The 16,512-nt window shown below is 71.3% G+C and carries 15 protein-coding genes; 11 read left to right on the forward strand and 4 right to left on the reverse strand.

What is annotated here, in order from left to right; all coding sequences use genetic code 11:
- Nucleotides 1-75 precede the first annotated feature (75 nt).
- From ABZ780_RS07885 to ABZ780_RS07895, 3 genes are all read left to right on the forward strand, one after another.
- Nucleotides 76-906 (forward strand): inositol monophosphatase family protein, encoded by an 831-nt coding sequence (locus tag ABZ780_RS07885; protein WP_357009296.1) that lies wholly within the window; start codon nt 76-78, stop codon nt 904-906.
- A 75-nt stretch (nt 907-981) separates the two neighbouring features.
- Entirely contained in the window at nt 982-1,893 is a 912-nt protein-coding gene (gene cysD, locus ABZ780_RS07890) for a sulfate adenylyltransferase subunit CysD (RefSeq protein ID WP_357009293.1), read from the forward strand.
- A gap of 74 nt (nt 1,894-1,967) precedes the next feature.
- The gene (locus tag ABZ780_RS07895; protein ID WP_357009585.1) at nt 1,968-3,221 is read left to right on the forward strand and encodes a GTP-binding protein; all 1,254 of its coding nucleotides are present in this window, start codon (nt 1,968-1,970) and stop codon (nt 3,219-3,221) included.
- A 161-nt stretch (nt 3,222-3,382) separates the two neighbouring features.
- On the opposite strand, the gene galK is transcribed toward ABZ780_RS07895, so the two are convergent.
- Nucleotides 3,383-4,552 (reverse strand): galactokinase, encoded by a 1,170-nt coding sequence (gene galK, locus ABZ780_RS07900; RefSeq protein WP_357485101.1) that lies wholly within the window; start codon nt 4,550-4,552, stop codon nt 3,383-3,385.
- Nucleotides 4,549-5,535, reverse strand: a complete 987-nt coding sequence (gene galE / locus ABZ780_RS07905; RefSeq protein WP_357485104.1) for a UDP-glucose 4-epimerase GalE — start codon at nt 5,533-5,535, stop codon at nt 4,549-4,551. Before galE ends, galK begins: the two co-directional genes overlap by 4 nt.
- Before the next feature lie 188 nt (nt 5,536-5,723).
- Here galE and ABZ780_RS07910 point away from each other — a divergent pair, with 188 nt between their 5' ends.
- From ABZ780_RS07910 to ABZ780_RS07935, 6 genes are all read left to right on the forward strand, one after another.
- On the forward strand, nt 5,724-6,869 hold the full coding sequence (locus ABZ780_RS07910) for a hemolysin family protein (protein WP_357485106.1): 1,146 nt from the start codon (nt 5,724-5,726) through the stop codon (nt 6,867-6,869).
- Between the two features lie 33 nt (nt 6,870-6,902).
- Entirely contained in the window at nt 6,903-7,928 is a 1,026-nt protein-coding gene (trpS, locus tag ABZ780_RS07915; RefSeq protein ID WP_357009283.1) for a tryptophan--tRNA ligase, read from the forward strand.
- Nucleotides 7,929-7,953: 25 nt separating this feature from the next.
- Nucleotides 7,954-8,523, forward strand: a complete 570-nt coding sequence (locus ABZ780_RS07920) for a 2'-5' RNA ligase family protein (RefSeq protein WP_357485109.1) — start codon at nt 7,954-7,956, stop codon at nt 8,521-8,523.
- A gap of 78 nt (nt 8,524-8,601) precedes the next feature.
- Nucleotides 8,602-9,525 carry a YhjD/YihY/BrkB family envelope integrity protein gene (locus ABZ780_RS07925; RefSeq protein WP_357485112.1) on the forward strand — a complete coding sequence of 308 codons (924 nt, stop codon included), beginning with the start codon at nt 8,602-8,604 and terminating at the stop codon, nt 9,523-9,525.
- 19 nt (nt 9,526-9,544) lie between these two features.
- The gene (locus ABZ780_RS07930; RefSeq protein WP_357009275.1) at nt 9,545-9,913 is read left to right on the forward strand and encodes a GntR family transcriptional regulator; all 369 of its coding nucleotides are present in this window, start codon (nt 9,545-9,547) and stop codon (nt 9,911-9,913) included.
- Between the two features lie 200 nt (nt 9,914-10,113).
- The gene (locus tag ABZ780_RS07935; protein WP_357009272.1) at nt 10,114-10,551 is read left to right on the forward strand and encodes a hypothetical protein; all 438 of its coding nucleotides are present in this window, start codon (nt 10,114-10,116) and stop codon (nt 10,549-10,551) included.
- A 158-nt stretch (nt 10,552-10,709) separates the two neighbouring features.
- Here ABZ780_RS07935 and ABZ780_RS07940 read toward each other — a convergent pair whose 3' ends face one another.
- Entirely contained in the window at nt 10,710-12,329 is a 1,620-nt protein-coding gene (locus ABZ780_RS07940) for a glycoside hydrolase family 13 protein (RefSeq protein WP_357009270.1), read from the reverse strand.
- A gap of 32 nt (nt 12,330-12,361) precedes the next feature.
- Complete coding sequence (locus ABZ780_RS07945) at nt 12,362-13,408, reverse strand: LacI family DNA-binding transcriptional regulator (RefSeq protein WP_357009267.1); 1,047 nt, start codon at nt 13,406-13,408, stop codon at nt 12,362-12,364.
- Between the two features lie 198 nt (nt 13,409-13,606).
- Between ABZ780_RS07945 and ABZ780_RS07950 the strand changes: the two genes are divergently transcribed.
- Together ABZ780_RS07950 and ABZ780_RS07955 are read left to right on the forward strand one after the other, a co-directional pair.
- Nucleotides 13,607-14,854, forward strand: a complete 1,248-nt coding sequence (locus tag ABZ780_RS07950) for a maltose ABC transporter substrate-binding protein (protein WP_357009264.1) — start codon at nt 13,607-13,609, stop codon at nt 14,852-14,854.
- On the forward strand, nt 14,854-16,491 hold the full coding sequence (locus tag ABZ780_RS07955) for an ABC transporter permease subunit (protein WP_357009261.1): 1,638 nt from the start codon (nt 14,854-14,856) through the stop codon (nt 16,489-16,491). Before ABZ780_RS07950 ends, ABZ780_RS07955 begins: the two co-directional genes overlap by 1 nt.
- Nucleotides 16,492-16,512 lie beyond the last annotated feature (21 nt).

Raw genomic sequence — 16,512 nt, forward strand, 5'->3', positions numbered from 1 at the left:
GCCGCGACCTGCGCAGCGGGTCGTGGCCAGTCAGTGCGTGCGGCGCGGGACGCGGCGAGGCGACGGGAGTGGCAGATGGGTAGTCCTCCGATGATCGACGGCGCGTTCGCCCGGTGGCTGGCCTCTCGGGCCGGTCAGGCGCTGCTCGCCCTGCGGACGGAGTTGGGTTTCGCGGACGCCGGTGCCCTGAAGTCGGCCGGTGACAAGGTGTCGCACGACCTGATCCGTACGGAGCTGGCGAAGTGGCGGCCCGGGGACGCGGTGCTCTCCGAGGAGGACGAGGGCTCGCGGCTGGCCTGGGCGGCCGAGGTGAACGCCGGGGCGGTGTCCAGGCTGACCGCCGACCGCGTGTGGATCATCGACCCGTTGGACGGCACCCGGGAGTTCTCCGAGGAGGGCCGCTCGGACTGGGCGGTGCACATCGCTCTCTGGGCCCGTAACGCGCCGAGCGCGCACGGGCTGGTGGCCGGGGCCGTGGGGCTGCCGGCGCAGCACCGGGTGCTGGGCACGGACTACCCGCCGGCGTACCCGCCGATGACCGTGGAGGCGGCGACGGCCGGCGAGCGGAAGATCCGCCTGGCCGCGAGCCGGAGCCGGCCGCCCGTCTTCCTGACCGACCTGGCCGAGGACGTCGGGGCGCACCTGGTGCCGATGGGCTCGGCCGGCGCGAAGATCGCTGCCGTGGTGACCGGCGAGGTGGACGCGTACATCCACGCCGGCGGGCAGTACGAGTGGGACTCGGCCGCCCCGGTGGCTGTGGCGACGGCCACCGGACTGCACGCTTCCCGGATCGACGGTTCTGCGCTTCGATACAACGAGGCGGATCCGCGCCTGCCGGACCTGCTGGTCTGTCGCAAGGATCTCGCCCACCGGTTGCTTGCAGCGCTGCAGAGACATTCCGGGTAGCCTGAGCGGACTTTCTTGACATGCCCGACCGGAAAGGTCTGGAAATCGGATGAGCAAGCGAATCGAGCAGCCGTCATGACCACCCCCGCGGCCTACCGGGTCTCCCACCTGGACGCCCTGGAGGCGGAGAGCATCTTCGTGATGCGCGAGGTGGTCGCCGAGATGGAACGCCCGGTGCTGCTCTTCTCCGGCGGCAAGGACTCGATCGTCATGCTGCGGCTGGCGCAGAAGGCGTTCGCCCCCGCCAACATCCCCTTCCCGGTCATGCACGTCGACACCGGGCACAACTTTCCCGAGGTCCTGGAATACCGCGATCAGCGGGTCGCCGAGCTGGGGTTGCAGCTCGTGGTGGCGAGCGTGCCGGAGGCCCTGGCGAGCGGCATGGTCCGGGAGTCCGGCGACGGGATGCGCAACCGGATCCAGACGCCGGTGCTGCTGGACGCGGTGGAGAAGCACCGCTTCGACGCCCTGTTCGGTGGCGCCCGCCGGGACGAGGAGAAGGCCCGGGCAAAGGAGCGGGTGTTCAGCTTCCGCGACGAGTTCGGTCAGTGGGACCCGAAGAACCAGCGGCCGGAGCTGTGGTCGCTCTACAACGGCCGGCACCACCCGGGCGAGTCGATCCGCGTCTTCCCGCTGTCCAACTGGACCGAGCTGGACGTCTGGCACTACATCGCCCGGGAGCGGATCCCGCTGCCCTCGATCTACTACGCCCACGAGCGCGAGGTGATCGAGCGCGACGGCATGGTCTACGCGGTCAACGAGTTCTTCCGCCCCCGCGCGGGTGAGGAGCGGTTCAAGGCCCAGGTGCGCTATCGCACCGTCGGCGACGCGTCCTGCACCGCCGCGGTCCGCTCCGACGCGGACACCGTGGAGAAGGTCATCGAGGAGGTGGCGGCCACCCGGATCACCGAGCGTGGCGCGACCCGCGGTGACGACCGGGTCAGCGAGGCCGCCATGGAGGACCGCAAGCGGGAGGGCTACTTCTGATGAGCACCGAGATCGTGGCATCCGCGAATGCGGAGGCCCGGGCTGTTACCGGGGCCGGGCCGGAGGCCCGGGCTATGGACCTGCTGCGGTTCGCCACCGCCGGCAGCGTGGACGACGGAAAGTCGACCCTGATCGGGCGGCTGCTCTACGACACCAAGTCGCTCTTCACCGACCAGCTCGCCGCGGTGGAGGCGGTCAGCGCGGCCCGCGGTGACGAATACACCAACCTGGCGTTGCTCACCGACGGTCTACGCGCCGAGCGGGAGCAGGGCATCACCATCGACGTGGCGTACCGCTACTTCGCCACCCCCCGGCGCAAGTTCATCATCGCCGACACCCCGGGCCACATCCAGTACACCCGCAACATGGTGACCGGGGCATCCACCGCCGACCTGGCGCTGATCCTGGTGGACGCCCGCAAGGGCCTGGTCGAGCAGTCCCGCCGGCACGCGTTCCTCTGCTCGCTGCTGCGGGTGCCGCACCTGGTCCTCTGTGTCAACAAGATGGACCTGGTGGACTGGTCGCAGGAGGTCTACGAGCAGATCGCCGACGAGTTCACCGCCTTCGCCGCGAAGCTCGACGTACCGGACCTGACCGTGGTGCCGGTCTCCGCGCTGCGTGGTGACAACATCGTCTCTCGGTCGGAGAACATGCCCTGGTACGAGGGCCCCTCGCTGCTGCACCACCTGGAGCGGGTGCACATCGCGAGCGACCGCAACCTGGTCGACGTCCGGTTCCCGGTGCAGTACGTGATCCGGCCGCAGTCCACCACGGTCACCGACTACCGCGGCTACGCCGGTCAGGTCGCCTCCGGCGTCCTCAAGCCGGGTGACGAGGTGATGGTGCTGCCGTCCGGCTTCACCAGCCGGATCGCCGCCGTGGAGACCGCCGACGGGCCGGTCGCGGAGGCGTTCCCGCCGATGTCGGTGACGGTACGACTGGCCGACGAGATCGACATCTCCCGGGGCGACCTGATCTGCCGGCCGAACAACGCGCCGGCGGTCGCCCAGGACATCGAGGCGATGGTCTGCTGGATGGACGAGACCGCCCCGCTGCGGGTCGGCGGCCGGTACGCGATCAAGCACACCACCCGCTCGGCGCGGGCGATCGTGCGCGGGCTGCACTACCGGCTGGACATCAACTCACTGCACCGCGACGAGTCGGCCGACGAGCTGCGGCTCAACGAGATCGGTCGGGTGCGACTGCGCACCACCGTGCCGCTGCTGGCCGACGAGTACCGCCGCAACCGCACCACCGGAGGCTTCGTCATCATCGACGAGGCCACCAACCGCACGGTCGGCGCAGCCATGATCGTCGAAGCGAACTAACGCCCCGCCCCCGCCCCCGCCCCCGCCCCCGCCCTCCGCGATCTTGCACTTTTGGTCGCCGTTCTGCCTCCTTGTGGGGGAATTGTCGCGACAGGAACTGCAAGATCGCCAGGGTGGGGCGGGGGTGGGGCGGGCCGGGGTGGGGCGGGGCGGGGCGGGGGTTAGTCGAGGCGGGTTGCGCCGGGGGCCGGGAGGACGGTCACGGCGCTTGGTGCGGTGAAGTTGTGCTCGGCGTAGGCCGTCCTGACGGCGGTCGCCACCGCTTCGGCGGGGTCGGCGTCGACCAGGGCGAGGACGCAGCCGCCGAAGCCGCCGCCGGTCATCCGGGCGCCCAGCGCCCCGGCCGCCAGCGCCGCCTCGACCGCGGTGTCCACCTCGGGCACGGTGATCTCGAAGTCGTCGCGCATTGAGACGTGCGAGGCGGTGAGCAGCGGGCCGATGTCCCGGGCCCGCCCGGCGCGTAGCAGCGCGACAGTGTCCAGCACACGCTGGTCCTCGGTGACCACGTGTCGGACCCGTCGCCGGGTCACCTCGTCGTCGAGGCGGGCCAGCGCGGTGTCGAGCTGGTCGACGGCCACGTCGCGCAGCGCGGGGACGCCGAGCGCCTTGGCCGCCGCCTCACAGGACCGGCGGCGGGCGGCGTACTCGCCGTCGGCGTGCCGGTGCGGCGCCCGGCTGTCGATGACCAGCACGGCCAGCCCGGCGGCGTCCAGGTCGAACGGGATGTGCTCGACGGACTCGTCACGGCAGTCGAGGAAGAGCGCGTGCCCGGCACGGCAGCGGATCACCGCGGACTGGTCCATGATCCCGGTCGGAGCGCCCACGTAGACGTTCTCCGCCCGCTGTGCCAGCCGGGGCTGTTGTTCGGCCGGCAGCTCCAGCCCACCGAGGTCGAGCAGAGCCGCGAGCACGGCCGACTCGAGCGCGGCCGAGGAGGAGAGCCCGGAGCCCAGCGGGACGTCGGAGGCGATCGCCAGCCGGGCGCCCGGCACCGGATGACCGGCCTCACGCAGCGCCCACACCACCCCCGCCACGTACGCGCCCCAGCCGGTGACCCGGCCCGGCTCGGCCACGTCGTCCGCGCCGAAGGTGATGGTCTCGCCGGAGAGCTCGGACCAGACCGTCCAGGTGTCGCCGTCCTGCCGGTCGGCGGCGACGACGGTACGCAGCGGCAGCGCGAAGGGCAGCACGAAACCGTCGTTGTAGTCGGTGTGCTCGCCGATCAGGTTGACCCGACCCGGTGCCGCCCAACGGCCGGTGGCCCGGCCGCCGTACTGGTCGGTGAAGCCGGCGGCGGCCCGCTCAGCGACGTCACCGCTGAGGTGGGTCACGGTTGCTGCTCCAGGACGTACGTGCGGTAGAAGGCCCAGGCATCACCGACCATGTCGTGCAGGGTCGGCTTCTGCGGCACCCAGCCCAGCTCGTCGCGGGCCAGCGCGGAGGAGGCGACAAGCTCGGCGGGGTCGCCCTCGCGGCGCGGCGCCACCTCGACCGGCAGGTGGTGCCCGGTGACCTCGCGGACGACGTCGACGACCTGCCGGTTGGTGAAGCCGTTGCCGTTGCCCAGGTTGTAGATCCGGTGTTGGCCGCTGGTGGCGACGTCCAGCGCCAGCAGGTGCGCGCGGGCCAGGTCGGCGACGTGGATGTAGTCGCGGACGCAGGTGCCGTCCGCGGTGGGGTAGTCGTCGCCGAAGAGTTGGAGCTTGTCCCGCCGGCCGGCGGCGACCTCCAGCGCGATGGGGATCAGGTGCGTCTCCGGGTCGTGCCGCTCGCCGAGCGCGACGTCACCGGCGAGGTGTGCGCCGGCGACGTTGAAGTAGCGCAGTGAGACGGCGGCCAGCCCGTGGGCGATGGCCTCGGAGGTGAGCGCCATGTCGACGGCGAGCTTGGTGGCGCCGTACGTGTTGGTGGGCGCCTTGACCGCGGTCTCCGGGATGGGGAGTTCGGTGGGGTTGCCGTAGACGGCGGCGGTGGAGGAGAAGACCATCCGGGGCACCCCGGCGGCCCGGACCGCGTCGATCAGGGCCAACGTGCCGACGGTGTTGTTCTGCCAGTACAGCTCCGGCTTGACCATCGACTCACCGGCGGCGATCAGGGCTGCGAAGTGCAACACCCCGTCGAACCCGGCGTCGGGGGTGACGACCTGGGCGGCGTCGTGGATGGACGCCTGGACGTGGGTGGCGTCCGGGGCGAGTGCCTCGCGGTGGCCGGTGCGCAGGTCGTCCAGGACGACGACCTGGTGGCCGGCGTCGAGCAGCATGCGGGTCACCACGCTGCCGATGAAGCCGGCGCCCCCGGTGACGAGCAGTTTCACGTCGTTGCCTCCTGCCTGGCCCGCCGGGACGTGGCCCTCGGTGATCACCCTACGGCTGCGGCGGGCGCCTCGGCCGACCCCACCGTCAACCCATTCCATCATAATCTCTCACGTTTAAACAGAGCCGAACATGACGACTCCGCGCGATCCCCGGGTGCGACGGGCCAACGGTGTCTACCATCTCTGTCATGCGGGAAGCGGCCCGTACCGGGCTCCGGCGACGCGTGCGGGGGCGGCCCCGCCGTGACCCGGGCCCGCTCGCCCGGGCCGTCGCCCGGGTGCTGGTCCGCGCCGCCGACGGTGCCAGCCGCCTCGTCACCGACCTGCTCGGGGCCGGCCCGGCGGCCGGTCGGGAGCGCATCTCCGAGGCCGAGCTGCGCGACCTGGTCGCGGCGAACACGGTGCTCGACCCGGACGAGCGGCGGATCATCGACGAGGTCCTGGTGGCAGGTGCCAGCCTGGTCCGCGAGGTGATGATGCCCCGCACCGAGGTGGTCTTCCTGCCGGCCCGGCTGACCATCGCCGAGGCGGCCCGGCTGGTCCGCGCCGAGACGCACACCCGCTACCCGGTCACCGACGGCACCCATGACGACGTGGTCGGTTTCGTGCACCTGCGCGACGTGCTGCTGCGTCCGGACATCGACCCGTGCGTCACCGTCGGCGAGCTGACCCGCGAGGTCAAGCGGCTGCCCGGCAGCAAACGCGTCCTGGCCGCACTCACCGAGATGCGTCGGGAGGGCCAGCACCTCGCGGTGGTGATCGACGAGTACGGCGGCACCGCCGGGATCGTCACCCTGGAGGACCTGATCGAGGAACTCGTCGGGGAGATCCACGACGAGTACGACGCCGAGCCGGACCCGGTGCACGCCGGCCTTCCGGCGGTGGTGGACGGCCGGCTCAACCTCGCCGATTTCGCCGAGCGGACCGGAGTGGCGCTGCCCGTCGGCCCGTACGAGACGGTCGGCGGGTACGTGATGGCCGCGCTGGGCCGCCTGCCGCTGACCGGCGACGAGGTGCCGGTGCCCGCCGAGCCGGCCGACGACGGCGGGCCCGATCCGGGGGACCCGCCCGGCGGCTGGCTGCTGCGCGTGTTGGCCCTGGAGGGGCGTCGGGTGGCCCGGCTCGCGGTCTCGGCCGTACGGACGCCGGAACAGCGCCGCGACGCCGCCGCCAGTCAGGCGCGTGACGGTGTGACGGGGCAGCCCCGGGAGAGCGGCGGCGGGCGGCCGAGTGGGGCCGGGCCGGGCCCGACGCGACGGATCGGAGTGGGGGAGCCGCGCGAGGTCAGCGCCCCGACACCGGCGGGCCGCGGCCGACCCGCCGGCCCGTCATGACGGACCCGGTTGCTTGCTGACAGAATTGTCGCCATGTCCGACGTTCCCGCCCGCCCGCGCGTCTTCTCCGGCATCCAGCCGACGGCCGACTCGTTCCACCTCGGCAACTACCTCGGCGCCGTGCGGCACTGGGTGGCCCTGCAGGAGACGCACGACGCGTTCTACTGTGTCGTGGACCTGCACGCCATCACCGCGGGCCACGATCCGGCGCTGCTGCGCCAGCGGACGAGGGTGGCGGCCGCACAGCTCTTCGCGGTCGGTCTCGACCCGGATCGCAGCACCCTGTTCGTGCAGTCGCAGGTGCCCGAGCACCCGCAGTTGGCCTGGGTGCTGGGCTGCATCACCGGCTTCGGCGAGGCCAGCCGGATGACCCAGTTCAAGGACAAGTCGCAGAAGCAGGGCAACGAGCGGGCCAGCGTCGGGCTGTTCACCTATCCCGTCCTGCAGGCCGCCGACATCCTGCTCTACCAGGCCAACGCGGTGCCGGTCGGTGAGGACCAGCGGCAGCACCTGGAGCTCTCCCGGGACCTGGCCCAGCGGTTCAACTCGTTGTTCGGCGCGACGTTCACCGTCCCCGCCCCGCACATCGTCAAGGACACCGCGAAGATCACCGACCTGCAGGACCCGACCGCGAAGATGTCCAAGTCGTCGTCCTCGCCGGCCGGCATCATCGACCTGCTGGAGGACCCGGCCCGGTCCGCCAAGAAGATCCGCTCCGCGGTGACCGACACCGGCCGGGAGATCGTCTTCGACGCCGAGACCAAGCCGGGCGTGTCCAACCTGCTGACCATCCACTCGGCGCTCAGCGGGCGCGGCATCGACGAGTTGGTCGCCGCGTACGCCGGCCGTGGCTACGGCGACCTGAAGAAGGACCTGGCCGAGGTTGTGGCGGACTTCGTCCGCCCGATCCAGGAACGCACCCGCACCTACCTCGACGACCCGGCGCAGCTGGACAAGCTGCTCGCCGCCGGCGCGGAGAAGGCCCGGTCGGTGGCCGGGGCGACGCTGCGGTCCGCGTACGAACGGGTCGGGTTCTTCCCGCCGGTGCGCGGCGAATAGCGCCGCGGGACAGGTGGTCGGGTCGGTGGCCGAAGAGGCGGCACGGAGCGTGGATCGCAGTGGCGGGGTGACGCCGTCCGGCGACACCATTCAGATCGGCATCGCGGTGGACATCCCGGAGCCCTGGGGGACCCAGCTCACCCAGCGGCGGATAGAGGCGGGCGACGCCCTCGCGGTGCCCGCCCACGTGACGCTGCTCGGTCCGACCGAGATCCCGACCGCCATCCTGCCGGCCGTCGAGCGCCACCTCGGCGCGGTCGCCGCCGCGCACCTGCCGTTCGCGCTGCACCTGCGGGGCACCGGCACGTTCCGGCCGGTGACCCAGGTGGTGTTCGTCGCGGTCGCCGCCGGGATCAGCGAGTGCGAGCTGCTGGCCGCCGCCATCGCCGCCGCGCCAGGCGTGCATCGTGAGCTGCGTTTTCCCTACCATCCGCACGTCACCGTGGCGCAGGACGTGTCACCGGAGGCACTGGACAAGGTGTACGAGGATCTGGCGGACTTCTCCGCGATGTTCCAGGTCGAGGCGTTCACTCTCTTCTCGCACAGCGGGCAGGCCCGGTGGCAGCCCCGCCGGGACTTCCGCCTCGGCAACTGACCGCCGGCGACGCGCCGAGTGGCGAGCAATCGGAGTCGGTTGCCGTGACGGCGGTGGGAGATCGGCGAGGATGACCGCGTGAACGTGATCGGGGCGATCGAGGCGGGCATCGACCGCGGGGTGACCGCCGCGCGCCGCCGATCGCGGCACTTCGACCACGTGTGGCGTGCCGGTGCGCTCTACGCCGAGGTGCTGGCCGGGCGACTGGCCGCGGCGATCGCCTACTACGGCTTCTTCGCGGTCTTCGCGCTCGCTCTGGTCGCGTACTCCATCTTCGGCGCGATCCTGGAGGACAACGACGAGGTCAGCGAGGCGGCGGCCGGGTTCCTGAAGGAAAATCTGCCGTTCCTGGACGCCGAGCAGATCGCCAACTCCAGCGGCACGGTCGGCGTGGTCGGCCTGATCATCCTGGTCTTCACCGGGATCGGCTGGGTCGAGTCGATCCGCTCCTCGCAACGGCTGATGTACGCGCTCAACCAGCAGCCAGGCAACCTGGTGGTCCGGCGGTTGGTCGACCTCGGCGTGATGATCGGCGTTTTCGTGCTGCTCGGCGTCTCGGTGGCGGCGGTGGACGCGCTGGAGTCGGTGCTGCGCTTCCTGCTGCGCAGCACCGGCTCGGTCGGCCTGACCACGATCAGCGCGATCCTCAGCGTGCTGGTCAACGCGGTGCTCGCCGCCGCGCTGCTGGTCGCCGTGCCCCGGCTGCGGATGAGCCGGTCCCGACTGCGCCCGGTGGTGGTGCTGGTCGCGATCGGCATCACGCTGCTCAACACCGTGGGGCGGTACTACGTGGTACGCACCGAGCGGAACCCGGCGTACACCGTGGTGGCCGGTGCGGTCGGGCTGCTGCTCTACCTCTACCTGCTCAACCAACTGGTGCTGTTCGGGGCGGCGCTCCTCGCGACCAGTGGGAAAGGGCGGGTGGTGGATCTGGCGGAGGGGCAGCGGGTGACGAATCTCGAAGAGGACACCGATCCCGGTACGCCGGGCGGTGCGGGCTGACGGCGTGGAAGGTGCGCAGGTGCTGATCTCGGTCGACCAGGACTCCCCGGTGCCCCCGTACGAGCAGGTGCGCGGGCAACTCGCCGAGCTGATCGGTGACGGCCGGCTCCCGGTGGGCAGCCGACTGCCCACCGTCCGGCAGCTCGCCGCCGACCTGCGGCTGGCCGCGAACACGGTGGCCCGGGCGTACCGGGAACTGGAGGCGGCCGGGCTGCTGGAGACGCGGGGGCGCAACGGCACCTTCGTCGCCCCCGGCCGGGACGACGCCGTGGACCGGCTGCACCGGGCTGCCGCCGAGTACGCCGCCGAGTCGCGGCGGCTGGGCGTCTCCCCGGATCGTGCCGTCGCCCTGGTCCGCGCCGCCCTCGACGCCATCCGCCACGACTGAGCGCGGACGGGATGCCGCTGGTTCCCCTGAAACGGCTGATGTCTCTGCGACATATTTATGCCTCTGAGACATCACGCTCCCAATGGCGGCCCCTCGCATGACCGCCCGGCGTGGCTCACGGGGCCGCCGGTGGGGCCACGTCGGCGTACGTTAAGGCGAATGACGCCCACCTTCCGGTCGGGAGCGGCCATGATGAGCCGGTGGGCGCACTCATGACACTGGACCTGCCGTCCGACTCGCCGATGCTCGGCCTGCCGTGGATCATCACCTTCGGTCCGCTCGGTGACCTCGACGAGTGGGAGCCGGTGGTCTGCGGGCCCTATGAGCGACCGCACGCGTTGGCGCTGGCCGAGGCGGTCGTGGCCGACGAGCAGTTGATGGCCGTGGTGGAGCCGCTGCTGCCGGCGCTGTCGCCCGACGAGATCCGCAGCGAGATCGCCGCCGCCCAGGTCGCCGCCGAGGACGAGGCCCGCCAGGTCGAGGGGGCCGATCTGTACGGCGACTTCGAGGACGTGATCGACGAGGAGTTGGACGCCGAGGCCGACGAGGCGGGCCACGGTGAGCCCACCGAACCGCCGGACGAGGCCGAGGTCCGCGCCGGCTTCACCCGGATCGCGGCGCTGCTCACCGCCAAGTGACCCGCAGGGGTCGCCGGCATCAGACGGACACCGGCGCCACGCGGAGGTAACTCCGCGTGGCGCCGGTGCACCTCACCCCCCACCACAAGGGGCTGGTAGCCCAGTCGCCCGTTGGCGCGGGGCACGACGGACGACCAGGTCGAGATCGGGTTACCCGCTCAGCGCCGTTCCAACCAGGCAGCCGCGTCGACGGGCAGCAGTTGGCCGGTGAGCGCCTCGCTGGCCAGGATCGGCTCGCCGTACCCGTCGATCGGGACCGGCGCGCTGCTGAGGTTGATTACGCAGGTCAGGGCGGTTGCACCGGCCGTGCGGGAGAAGGCCAGCACGCCCGGTCCGCTCTCCAGCCAGGTGACCCCGTCGGCGTCCATGGCCAGCGCCGGGTGCTCGTGGCGGACCCGCAGGGCGGCCCGGTACAGCTCCAGCGTCGAGCCGGGCACGCCGGTCTGCGCGGTGACCGACAGGGCACGCCAGGTCGCCGGGGCGGGTAGCCAGCTCGCCTCGCTGCCGGCCGGCCCGAAGCCGTACGGGGCCAGCTCGCCGCTCCACGGGATGGGGACGCGACAGCCGTCGCGGCTCTCGCCGGTACGCAGGAACGCCGGGTCCTGGCGCAGTTCGTCGGGGAGGTCGAGGACCTCGGGCAGGCCCAGCTCCTCACCCTGGTAGAGGTAGGCGCAGCCGGGCAGGGCGAGCATCAACAGGCTGGCGGCGCGTGCCCGGCGTAGCCCCTCGGCGCCGTCGCCGTAGCGGGTGACGTGCCGCTGCTTGTCGTGGTTGGACAGCACCCAGGTGGTGGGCGCGCCAACCACTGTCGCCTCGGCCAGCGCGGTGTCGATCACCTTGCGGAACGAGTCGGCCGACCAGGTGGCGTCGAGGAAGTCGAAGCTGAACGCCTGGTGCAGCTCGTCCGGGCCGATGTAGCGGGCGAGCCGCTCGGGGGTCTCGGCCCACGCTTCGGCGACCGCCATCCGACCGCCCTCGTAGCTGTCCAGGATGGGCCGCCACGCGCGGTAGATCTCGTGCACCCCGTCCTGGTCGAAGTAGGGCAGCCGGCCCTTGCCGAGCAGCTCGACCTGGCGTTGGCCGGTCGTCATCGTGCTGAAGCCGACGTCCGGCAACCCTTCGGCCTTGATCATCCCGTGCGCCACGTCGATCCGGAAGCCGTCCACGCCCCGGTCCAGCCAGAACCGCAGCACGTCCTCGAATTCGGCGCGGACCTCCGGGTGGCGCCAGTTCAGGTCCGGCTGGGCCGGGTCGAACAGGTGCAGGTGCCACTGGCCGTCGGCGATCCGGGTCCAGGCTGGGCCGCCGAAGATGCTTTCCCAGTCGTTCGGCGGCAGCTCGCCGTGCGCGCCGCGGCCGTCGGCGAACAGGTAGCGGGCCCGTTCGGGAGAGTCGGGGCCGGCGGCGAGGGCGGCGGTGAACCAGCGGTGCGCGCTGGAGGTGTGGTTGGGCACCAGGTCGACGATGATGCGCAGGCCGAGGGCGTGCGCGTCGGTGATCATCGCGTCGAAGTCGGCGAGCGTGCCGAACATCGGGTCGACGTCCCGGTAGTCGGCGACGTCGTACCCGCCGTCGACCATGGGCGAGGTGTAGAAGGGGGTCAACCAGAGCGCGTCCACACCGAGGTCGCGCAGGTACGGCAGGCGCTGCCGGATGCCCTGTAGGTCACCGACTCCGTCGCCGTCGCTGTCGGCGAAGCTGCGCACGTAGACCTGGTAGACGACCGCGGAGCGCCACCAGTCGTCGTCGGTGTGGGGCAGGGAGGCGGTCCTGATCATCTGAGCAATATGCCGGTCCGCTGCTGCAAGAGTCAAGCAGATCTTGCGTAAGAGAGTCGCGCGGCAGCCGGCGCGACCGCGGTGGAGCCGCGCACCACCAGCTCGGGGCGGAACAGGTATTCCGAGTGCGGGGCGCCGTGCCCGTTGATCTCGTCGACCAGGGCCCGGACCGCGGCGACCGCCATCGCGGTGACCGGCTGACGCATCGTGGTCAGCGGCGGGTCGGTGAAGGCCATCAGCGGCGAGTCGTCGTAGCCGACCACCGAGAGGTCCTCGGGGACGGTCATGCCGCGCTGCCGGGCGGCCCGGATCGCGCCGAGCGCCATCAGGTCGGAGCCGCAGACCACGCCTGTGACGCCCCGGTCCAGCAGGCGGCTGGCCGCTGCCTCGCCACCCTCCACACCGAACAGCGACAGCTCGGCCAGCGGGCCCAGATCGGCCTCGGCTACGCCGGCCAGCCGGGTCATCGCCGCCCGCCAGCTGGCCACCTTGCGCTGCACCGGCACGAACCGGTCCGGGCCGGTGATCAGGCCGATCCGCCGGTGCCCGAGCGCGACGAGGTGGGCCACGGCCAGTTCGGCGGCTTCCCGGTCGTCACAGGAGACGAACGGCGCGCCGATGCCGGGCACGTAGCCGTTGATCATCACGACGGGCAGCGGTCGGGCGATCAGCGCCCGGTAGCGGTCGTGGTTGGCGGCGGTGTCGGCGTGCAGGCCGGAGACGAACACGATCCCGGAGACCTGCCGGTCCAGCAGCATCTCCACGTACTCGTCCTCGGTGACGCCGCCCGCGGTCTGCGTGCAGAGCACCGGGGTGAACCCGCTCTGCGCCAGGGTCGACTCGATGACCTGCGCGAACGCGGGGAAGATCGGGTTGTCCAGCTCCGGAACCACCAGACCGACCAGCCCGGCGCTGCGTTTGCGCAGCCGAGCCGGGCGCTCGTAGCCGAGCACGTCGAGAGCGGTGAGGACGGCCTGCCGGGTCTCCGGGGCCACCCCGGGGCGGTCGTTGAGCACCCGCGACACCGTGGCCTCGCTGACTTCGGCCTGCTGGGCGATGTCGGACAGTCGAGCGCGCATGGCGGCACTTTAGCCCACCGGCAAGTTCTTGCGGGGCGCTCTGCAAGTGCTTCCATAATCTGCAACCTCTTGCTAACGTCCCCGCAACATGCGAGAGCAGCGGCGCAGTATTCACGCGCCGGTGGCAAGAACTTCCAGAGATCCCATCGGTGGAGCCGCCCTTCCCCCGGCGGTCCCGCCATGACGACAGGAGTACCGATGCGCATCCGTACCGCGGGTGTGGTCGCCCTCTTCACCCTGGCGCTCGCTGCCTCCGGGTGTGGCGGCGACAGCGACGAGCCGGCCGCGAAGGAATCCCCCAAGGCCGCCGGCGGCAAGCTGGTGATCTGGGCGGACGACAAGCGGACCGCCGCCCTCAAGCCGTTCGCCGAGAAGTTCGGCCAGGAGAACGGCGTCACCGTCGAGGTCCAGGCCGTCAGCAAGGACCTGCAGACCAACTTCGTCACCGCCTCGCAGCAGGGCAGCGGCCCCGACGTGGTCGTCGGCGCGCACGACTGGATCGGCAACCTGGTGCAGAACGGCGCCATCGACCCCGTGCAGCTCGCCGCCGAGCAGAAGAGCGCGTTGAACGAGACCGCCATCAAGGCGGTCACCTTCAACGGTCAGCTCTACGGCGTGCCGTACGCGCAGGAGAACCTGGCGCTGATCCGCAACACCGAGCTGGCCCCCGAGGCGCCGAAGACCATCGAGGATCTGGTCGCCACCGGCAAGCAGCTCAAGGCGTCGAAGAAGGCCACCGAGACGCTCTGCCTCCAGGTCGGCCAGAACGGCGACGCGTACCACATCTACCCGCTCTACACCTCGGCCGGCGGCTACCTCTTCGGCACCGGCGCGAACGGCGACTACGACCCGAAGGACCTGGGCGTGGGCAAGCCCGAGTCGATCGAGGCGTTCAAGAAGATCGGCGCGCTGGGCGAGAAGGGCGAGGGCGTGCTCAAGCGCTCCATCTCGGACACCAACTCGATCGCCACCTTCACCGGTAAGAAGTGCGCGTTCCTGGTCTCCGGCCCGTGGGCGGTGGCCGACGTGAAGAAGGCCAACATCTCCTACGACATCTCCGCCATCCCCGGCTTCGCCGGTGCCAAGGAGGCCCAGCCGTTCGTGGGCGTGCAGGCGTTCTACGTCGCCGCCAAGGGCAAGAACAAGGCCCTGGCCCAGGAGTTCGTGGCCAACTACACGACCACCCCCGAGTTGGCCGTCGCGCTCTACAACGCCGAGGCCCGACCGCCGGCGCTGACCGCCGCCCTGGAACAGGTCAAGGGCGGTGACCCGGACCTGGCCAAGTTCCAGGAGGCCGGCAAGAACGGCCAGGTGCTCCCGGCCATCCCGGCGATGGCCGCCATCTGGGACCCGTTCGGCAAGGCCGAGGCCGCCGTCATCGGCGGGGCCGACCCGACCAGCACCATCACCGCCGCCGGCAAGACCATCTCCGGCCAGATCAAGTAATGAGTACGCCGCTGTCCGGCCCGGAGCCTGCCCCGCAGGCCCCGGGCCGGGAGCCCGTCGGCTCCCGGCCCTCGCGCTCCCGTACCGCGCGTGACCACGCGCCGATCACCCTGACCGGCCTCGTCGGCAAGGTGCTCCTGCTCGGCCTGACCGCCGGAATCGCGGTCTGGGCGGCATTCCCCCTCATCGACGGTGCGAAGTGGACCGGCCTGGCCCTGCTGGCGGCGACCACCGCCGGACTGTTCTACCTGTACCTCACCCGTCGGCACATCCCGGCCAAGTACCTGGTCCCGGGCACCCTGTTCCTGATCGCCTTCCAGGTCGTCCCGGTGCTCTACACGGCGAGCACCGCCTTCACCAACTTCGGTGACGGGCACCGGGGCAGCAAGGACGAGGCGATCGTCGCGATCCAGACCTCGTCGGTCACCCAGGTGCCCGGGTCCGCCGAGTACGCACTGTCGATCGCCACCAAGGGTGACCCGGCGTCCGCCCCCCTGGTCTTCCTGGTCACCGACCCCGCCACCGGCGAGGTCTCCGCCGGCGACGCCGGAGGGCTGCGGCGACTCGACGCCGCCGACGTCACCGTCAGCGCGGGCGGCAAGGTCACCGCCGCCGACGGCTACACGGTGCTGAACTTCGGCCAGGCCAGCGCCCGCAGCGAGGAGATCACTGACCTGGTCGTGCCGACCGCCGGTGGCGCGCTGCGCTCCAGCGGCCTGTCCCGCGCCTACGAGGGCAAGGCGGTGCGGGCGTACGACGCCGACTGCGACTGCATCCGGGACACCGCGACCGGGCAGAGCTTCACCGCCGACGATGAGGTGGGCGCCTTCGTCGCCGCCGACGGCGAGCGGCTGGCCCAGGGCTGGAAGGTCAACGTCGGGCTCAGCAACTTCACCCGGGTGCTCACCGACCGGGACATCTCCGGCCCGTTCCTCAGCACGCTGGTCTGGAACTTCGCCTTCGCCATCGGTTCCACGGGCGGGACGTTCCTGCTCGGCATGCTGATCGCGCTCGCGCTGCACTCGCCCCGGATGCGTGGCACCAACCTCTACCGGGTGCTGCTGGTCCTGCCGTACGCCATGCCGTCGTTCGCGATGCTGCTGGCCTGGCGGGACATGTTCAACGCCGACTTCGGGCTGATCAACAACCTGTTCGGGCTGGACGTCGACTGGTTCGGTCACTCGTGGACGGCCCGCCTCGCGGTCATCCTCGTGCAGCTCTGGCTCGGGTATCCGTACATGTTCCTGGTGGCGACCGGCGCGTTGCAGGCCATTCCGCGTGAGCTGACCGAGGCCACCTCGGTCGACGGGGCGTCGCCCTGGCAGTCGTTCCGCGCGGTCACCCTGCCGCTGCTGCTGGTCGCGCTCTCCCCGCTGCTGATCTCGTCGTTCGCGTACAACTTCAACAACTTCAACGCGATCTACCTGACCACCGAGGGCGCGCCCTTCCCGGCCGACAACCCGACCAACGGCGCCACCGACCTGCTGATCACGTACACCTATCGGCTGGCCTTCGGCGGGCAGGGCGCGGAGTTCGGTTTCGCCGCCGCGATCTCCCTGTTCATCTTCGCCATCGTCGCCGTGGTCTCGATCGTCAGCTTCCGGCGGACCCGCAAGCAGGAGGAGGTGTACTCGTGACCACCCTCACCGCGCGTACCG

Origin of the sequence: Micromonospora sp. NPDC047467 (assembly GCF_040643095.1) — a bacterium.
GTDB lineage: Bacteria > Actinomycetota > Actinomycetes > Mycobacteriales > Micromonosporaceae > Micromonospora.